The sequence below is a fragment of the Pseudomonas sp. HMWF006 genome, assembly GCF_003061205.1.
Classification (GTDB): domain Bacteria; phylum Pseudomonadota; class Gammaproteobacteria; order Pseudomonadales; family Pseudomonadaceae; genus Aquipseudomonas; species Aquipseudomonas monsensis.
The window spans coordinates 7,815-14,457 of record NZ_QAIU01000242.1; the positions used below are offsets into that span (position 1 = coordinate 7,815).

5 protein-coding genes are annotated in these 6,643 nt (G+C 60.4%); 2 read left to right on the forward strand and 3 right to left on the reverse strand.

Annotated features, from left to right (window positions below; all coding sequences use genetic code 11):
• Positions 1–62: 62 nt before the first annotated feature.
• Positions 63–983, reverse strand: a complete 921-nt coding sequence (locus tag DBR24_RS09820; protein WP_128614631.1) for a LysR family transcriptional regulator — start codon at positions 981–983, stop codon at positions 63–65.
• A 181-nt stretch (positions 984–1,164) separates the two neighbouring features.
• On the opposite strand from DBR24_RS09820, the gene DBR24_RS09825 reads away from it, so the two are divergent.
• Positions 1,165–2,073, forward strand: a complete 909-nt coding sequence (locus tag DBR24_RS09825) for a TauD/TfdA family dioxygenase (protein ID WP_123470475.1) — start codon at positions 1,165–1,167, stop codon at positions 2,071–2,073.
• A 182-nt stretch (positions 2,074–2,255) separates the two neighbouring features.
• On the opposite strand, the gene DBR24_RS09830 is transcribed toward DBR24_RS09825, so the two are convergent.
• Both DBR24_RS09830 and DBR24_RS09835 read right to left on the reverse strand, forming a co-directional pair.
• Positions 2,256–3,872, reverse strand: coding sequence for an alkaline phosphatase family protein (locus DBR24_RS09830; RefSeq protein ID WP_128614632.1), 1,617 nt, complete (start codon positions 3,870–3,872; stop codon positions 2,256–2,258).
• A 213-nt stretch (positions 3,873–4,085) separates the two neighbouring features.
• Positions 4,086–5,030, reverse strand: coding sequence for a LysR family transcriptional regulator (locus DBR24_RS09835; RefSeq protein ID WP_123470479.1), 945 nt, complete (start codon positions 5,028–5,030; stop codon positions 4,086–4,088).
• Between the two features lie 165 nt (positions 5,031–5,195).
• Here DBR24_RS09835 and DBR24_RS31880 point away from each other — a divergent pair.
• Positions 5,196–6,643 (forward strand): TonB-dependent receptor (locus DBR24_RS31880; protein WP_256591378.1); only part of this gene is annotated, 1,448 nt, incomplete at its 3' end.

Sequence of the window (6,643 nt, forward strand, 5' to 3'; positions counted from 1 at the left end):
AGCTGGCGGCCGCGAAGCTCTGAGTCATGCGGTCATTCCCGCGCAGCGCGTGGGAATGACCCTCAAACCGCGACGCTGATCTCCTGTTTATCCACCGCCACCAGCGTCTCGATCATCGCTCTTGCTGCCGGCGACAACCGGAACCCGGTGCGACTGACAATCCCGCAGCGCGCATTCATGCTCTCCAGGTTTTGCGGCAGATTGCGCCACTGCAATAACACCAGCGAACCCTTGGCGATGTCCTCGACGAACGCCTCTTCCGTACCCACGCCAATTGCATTCGATTGCAGCACCACTTTCACCAGCGCCGGAAAATGCTCGGTCTCGATGGTCGGGGAAAAATCGATCCGGCCGCTGAGGTTCGCCAGCAGTTTGCGGATCCCCGGCGGGATCAGTGTGGTCGCCAGCGGGTAGTCGAACATGTCGTTGGTCGACAGGCTTTCCTTGGCCAGCAACGGGTGCCCCGGCCGGCAGAAAAACACCCCGCGCTTGGGCGTCAGGGCCTGGGTCTGGAAGTTCGGATCGGCTTCGAAATGACGGATGTCGGCGATAAAGAATTCGATCTCCTCGCGGCTCAGCGCACGGCTGAGTTTTTCCCAGTTGTCCACCTGAAAACAGGTGCGCACTTTCGGGTGCGCGTTGATGAATTGCGCCACTGCATCCGGCACCAGTTTCACTGCCGGCGCCGGGCCGCAACCGAAGTGCACTTCACCGGCATCAAGCTTGGTCATCTGCGTCACTTCGGCGCTGAGCAGCGCTGCACCTTGCACCAGGCTCAGGGCGTGTTGCAGCACCACCTGACCCTCGGGCGTGGGGCGCAGATCCTTGTTGCCGCGATCCACCAGCACGCAGCCGAACTCCTGCTCCAGCCCTTGAATGCTGCGGCTGAACGCTGGTTGGGTGATGCCCATCGCATCCGCCGCACGGACAAAACTGCGGTGTTCGTTGAGGGCGATGAAGTAGCGCAACTGGCGAAGATCCATATGCTTTTCCGGCATCCTAAAAATAGCTCGAAGGCATTTGCGACGAGGGTTGCTTGAGGTTTTAAATGCAAGCTCTTATTCCGTCAACGAAGCATGTGAATATCTATTAGATGTAAATGGAATATAGATAGAGCGATGTTTCGCTGCCGCCCAACCGCAAGCAGTCGATGAGGGTCTACCCATGAGCAATGCCGCACTCGCTGTAAAACCCGCTGTCCACGCGCTGGAAATCCATCCGGTGGCCGGTCGTATCGGCGCCGAAATTCGCGGCGTGCACCTGTCCGGTGAACTGGACGCTGCCACGATCGAAGCCATTCAGCAGGCGCTGATCCAGTACAAGGTCGTGTTCTTCCGCGAGCAGACCCAACTCGACGATCAGCGCCAGGAAGCCTTCGCCCATCTGCTCGGCGAACCCGTGGCGCACCCGACCGTGCCGGTGCGTGAGGGCACGCGTTACCTGCTGGAACTGGACGGTGCCGAGGGCCAGCGCGCCAACTCCTGGCACACCGACGTGACCTTCGTCGACGCCTACCCGAAAGCCTCGATCCTGCGTTCGGTGGTGGCCCCGGCCTTCGGTGGCGACACCCTGTGGGCCAACACCGCGACCGCGTACAACGAACTGCCCACCGAGCTGCGTGAGCTGGCGGACAAACTGGTCGCCGTGCACAGCAACGAATACGACTACGCCGGGGCCAAGCCTGACGTCTCGGCGGAGAAGCTCGAGCGCTATCGCAAGGTTTTCACCTCGACGGTCTACGAGACCGAGCACCCGGTGGTGCGTGTGCACCCGATCAGCGGCGAGAAGAGCTTGCTGCTGGGGCATTTCGTCAAGCGCATCAAGGGTTACTCGCAGGCGGATTCGGCGCATCTGTTCGGCCTGTTGCAGAGCCATGTGATCCGTCAGGAAAACACCGTGCGCTGGCGCTGGAAGGCCGGCGATGTGGCGATCTGGGATAACCGCTCGACGCAGCATTATGCGATTGATGATTACGGGACTCAGGATCGGGTGGTGCGGCGGGTGACGTTGAAAGGTGAGGTGCCGATTGGGGCTTCTGGGCAGCGTAGCCAGACCATCAAGGGTCGTGATTGAAGATCAAAAACCCCTCATCGGAACGCCGCCCGCCCAGCCCTCTCCCAGAAGGAGAGGGCGCCGATTGGGGGCTTTTCGAGCCTGAGTTCAACCTTGATATTTCAGGTCGGCGTATAGCTAAAAAACAACTCGGTCAGTCCCCTCTCCCTCTGGGAGAGGGTTAGGGTGAGGGGCTCTTAAAGCTACCAAACCCCAATCTGAACAACCTTCTCTGTCTCCGGCTCGCCATAGCGAAACCGCTGCCCGCGCCAATCAATCTCCTGATGACTGATCGTGGTCCGCCGCTTCAACCCCCGCACCCACTCAAACAAATACCCCGCATGCTCCTCGCGCACCGCCGCGAATGCCGGATCTTCACCCAAATCACGCAGCTCCTGCGGATCGTTCAGCAGATCAAACAACTGTGGCCGGAAGCCATCGTACGCCAGGTATTTCCAGCGCTCGCTGCGCACCATGGTCATGCGGCAGCGGTCGATCGGCTGGCCGAGACGCTCGCGCGCCGGCGCCTGGAAGGCATAGTCGTATTCGCTGATGGCATAGCGGCGCCACTCAGGATTTTCACCGTGCAACAACGGGATCAGCGAGCGTCCTTCCAGCCGATGCTCGGCCCCCGGCAAGCCCAGTGCGTGCAAAAACGTCGGCAATGCGTCGATGGTTTCCGCCAGTCGCTCCTCCACCGTTCCCCGCGTGGCATCTGCCGCCGCGCGCGGGTCACGCACGATCAGTGGCACGCCCACCGCTTGTTCCAGCAAAAACTCCTTCTCGCCCAACCAGTGATCGCCGAGAAAGTCGCCGTGATCGCTGGTGAACACGATCAAGGTGTCATCCCAACGTCCATTGCTCTGCAGGAAATCAAACAGCCGCCCGAGCTGATCATCCACTTGCTTGATCAGGCCCATGTAGGTGGGGATTACAGTCAATCGTACTGAATCGCGAGAGAAGTTGAGGCTTTCCTCATGCTGGCGGAACGCCGTGTATACGGGGTGTTTGCTGGCTTCGGAGGGCGTTGCGCGGACCGCGTCGAGAACCGATTTCGTACTGTACAAGGCGTGGTATGGCGCCGGTACGATATAGGGCCAGTGCGGTTTGATGTAGGAGAGGTGTAAACACCACGATTTCTCACCTTGTTCGGTGATGAAGTCGATCGCTCGATTTGTAGTGTAGACAGTCTCTGAGTGTTGCTCGGGAATTCGTGCTGGCAAATTCGCATGACGCATTTTCCAGCCGCTGAGGATTTCGCCGTGCTCGCCTTCGGCGGCATTGGCCCAGTCGTGCCAGGGGTTGCGCCCGTCGAAACCCTGCTCGCGCAGGTAATGGGTGTAAGGCGCGGATTCGCGTTTGTCGTCGAACAGCGGGTCGTCGGGGAAGATCCCGTCGTGGCGAAAGTACGGTTCGAAGCCGACCTCGTTGAGCGCCTCGGCCTGCGCACTGTCGGGGTTGATCGCCAGACGCTGCAAGGCATCGACATTGGCCGTGGCGTGGGTCTTGCCGACCAGCGCGGTACGGATGCCGTGGGGGCGCAGGTAGTCGCCGATGGTCAGTTCCTCCAGCGGCAGCGGCACCGCGTTCCACGCCACTTGATGGCTGCTGACGTAACGCCCGGTGTAGGCCGACATTCTCGACGGCCCGCAGATCGTGCCTTGGGTGTAGGCGCGGCCGAAACGCACGCCGGCGGCGGCCAGTCGATCAATGTTCGGCGTGTGCAGATGCGGGTGGCCGTAGCAGGACAGGTAATCGCGGCGCAGTTGATCGCACATGATGTACAGCACGTTGCGCACGGAGTTTTGCGGGTTGGACATGGGGTTCACCGGTCAGAGAGACAGGCAAGGGTTGTCGCTTTCGGTGGGGGTGTTCGGCAAGTGCATTTGGGGAATGGGTTTTATGCAGTGGATGCATCGGTGCGAGTGGCGACGCTATCGCTGGCAAGCCAGCTCCCACAGGATTTGCGCCAGATACAAATGATGTGAACACCCGGAACGTGTGGGAGCTGGCTTGCCAGCGATAGCGGTGGATCAGACAGCGAGTCGATCCAGCGAACACACCTCCTCATCCACCGCATCAACCGCCTTGATCTGCTCAATCATCGCCTCCGCCAGCGGCGACAACCGATACCCCGCGCGGCTGACAATCCCGTAGCGGGTGTACAACTCTTCAAGATCATCGGCCAAGCCTTCAATACGCAAACACACCAGTTCACCCTTGGCCTGATGCAGCGCATCAGAGTACGCGCCGACAATCCCGATCGCCTCCGAACGCAGCACCACACTCAGCAGACTCGCACTGTTTTCACACTCCACATTCGGCGTGAAATCCGGGCGACCGCTGAGGTCGACGATGACCTTGCGCAGGTTTGGCGGGCGGATGCTCACTGCCAGTGGATAACTCATCAGTTGCTCGGCCGTGACCCGTTCCAAAGCGGCCAGCGGATGCCCCGCACGACAACAGAAATGCCATTTGCGCGGACGCAATCGGTAGGTGAGGTAGTCCGGGTCGGCCTCGAAGTGCCGGGTGTCGGCGACGAAGAATTCGAACTCCTCGCTGAGCAGGCGTTTGCTCAGGCTCTGCCAGTCATCGACTTGAAACTGTACTCGCGCCTTCGGGTAGCGCCCGATGAATGCGCCGATCGCGCGCGGGATCAATCCGGCTGCCGGCGCCGGCCCGCAACCGAAGCGCAATTCCCCCGCCTCCAGCCCATTGAACTGACTGATCTCGTTGGCCATCTGCTGCGCGCCGCTGACCAGTCGCCGCGCATGTTCGAGCAGCACCTGGCCCTGTTTGGTTGGTGGCAGATCCTTGCGCCCGCGATCAACCAACTGGCAGCCAACGCTGTGTTCCAGCGCCTGAATGCTGCGGCTGAACGCCGACTGCGACAGGTTCACCGCCTGCGCGCCAGCGACGAAGCTGCGTTGTTCGGCGAGGGCGATGAAGTGGCGGAGCTGGCGCAAGTCGATATGCATTTTTCACATAAAAAATATCCGGGAAATGCATTGGATATGCATTAGGGCGACTCCTTATAAAGGCAATCTCTTATGCAGTAAATATTTGTAAATCCATAAATAAATAACTTAAAAGAATATGCAGCGCTGAAGATGTCTGTGTGTTTTTTGACCAGGAGCCGCGCCATGAGTCCGTTGAACCTTGCGTCACCCTTAACACCACGACGGCTCAAGCGCCTGCCTCTGGCCCTGCTGCTGGCAGGGAGTGCGAGCTGGACTCATGGTTACGCCGCCGAGACGCAAACCCCGTCGCCGGCTCCGGCCGACAAGCCGGTCGTCAACAGTTCGCAGCTGGAAACCGTGACCGTCACCACTCGCCGCCGCGAAGAAAGCTCGCAGGATGTGCCGACGCCGATGAGCGTGGTCAGCGGCCAGAATCTGGAGACACAGCGGGTCTACCGGATTCAGGATTTGCAGCAACTGGTGCCCAGCGTCAACGTCGCCTACATGCACGCACGCCAGTCCAGCGTGTCGATTCGGGGCCTGGGCAACAACCCGGCCAGTGACGGCCTGGAAGGCAGCGTCGGGCTGTACATCGACAACGTTTATCTGGGGCGCCCGGGGATGGCGGTGTTCGATTTGATGGACATCGAACAGCTGGAAGTCCTGCGCGGACCGCAGGGCACGCTGTTCGGCAAAAACACCACCGCCGGGGTGATCAATATCAGCACCCGCGCCCCGACGTTCACGCCGGAGCGCAGCATCGAAACCTCGGTGGGCGAGGGCGGTTATTTCCAGACCAAGGGCACGATTTCCGGGCCGCTTAACGATCAACTGGCCGGACGCTTTTCGGCCTACCGCACGCGCAGCGACGGCGATATCAAGAACGAATACGACGGCCATGATCTGAATGGCGGCTCGCGCGACGGCTTCCGTGCACAGTTGCTGTTCAAGCCCAATGACGATTTCAATCTGCGCTGGATCGGTGACTACAACGAAGAGGATTCCAGCGCCGGCACCCGCGTGTTGTACAACACCGGGCCGACCATCAACGGCGTCAATCTCTATCAGGCGCGGGCCAATGCGGCGGGCGCGACGCTGGTCAACGGTGCGCACCGCAAGGTGAATCTGGACAATGACCAGCACGTCACCGTGCATCAGGGCGGCACCTCGGTTGAAGCCAACTGGACCTTGCCGAGCGACTTCACGCTGACCTCGATCAGCGCCTATCGCTTCTGGAATTTCACCCCGCGTAACGACGATGGCCTCAACGTGCCGGCGAGTTACAACGCCGGGGTTTCGGTGGAAGACAAACAGTATTCGCAGGAATTTCGTCTGGCCTCGCCCAAGGGCGAGTTCTTCGATTACGTGGTCGGTGCTTATTACTTTGGCTCGGACCTGGACAACAAATCCTTCGCCTATTACGGCCCTCAGGCCGACATCTGGAATGGCACGCCGCGCGGAGCGCTGGCCAATGTCACCAGCATCGGCAACGGCCATATCAAGACCGACAGTTTTGCGCTGTTTGCCCAAGGCACCTGGCATCTGACCGAGCGCCTGGATTTCACCGCCGGGGTACGCGGCACTTACGAAGAGAAATCCGCCTGGGTCACCCGTGATGCACCGCTCGGCGG

Excerpts from the sequence above, each read along its gene's own strand:
- DBR24_RS09825 (WP_123470475.1), top strand. The coding sequence starts at position 1,165 with ATGAGCAATGCCGCACTCGCTGTAAAACCCGCTGTCCACGCGCTGGAA.
- DBR24_RS09820 (WP_128614631.1), bottom strand. The coding sequence starts at position 983 with ATGGATCTTCGCCAGTTGCGCTACTTCATCGCCCTCAACGAACACCGC.
- DBR24_RS09835 (WP_123470479.1), bottom strand. The coding sequence starts at position 5,030 with ATGCATATCGACTTGCGCCAGCTCCGCCACTTCATCGCCCTCGCCGAA.
- DBR24_RS09830 (WP_128614632.1), bottom strand. The coding sequence starts at position 3,872 with ATGTCCAACCCGCAAAACTCCGTGCGCAACGTGCTGTACATCATGTGC.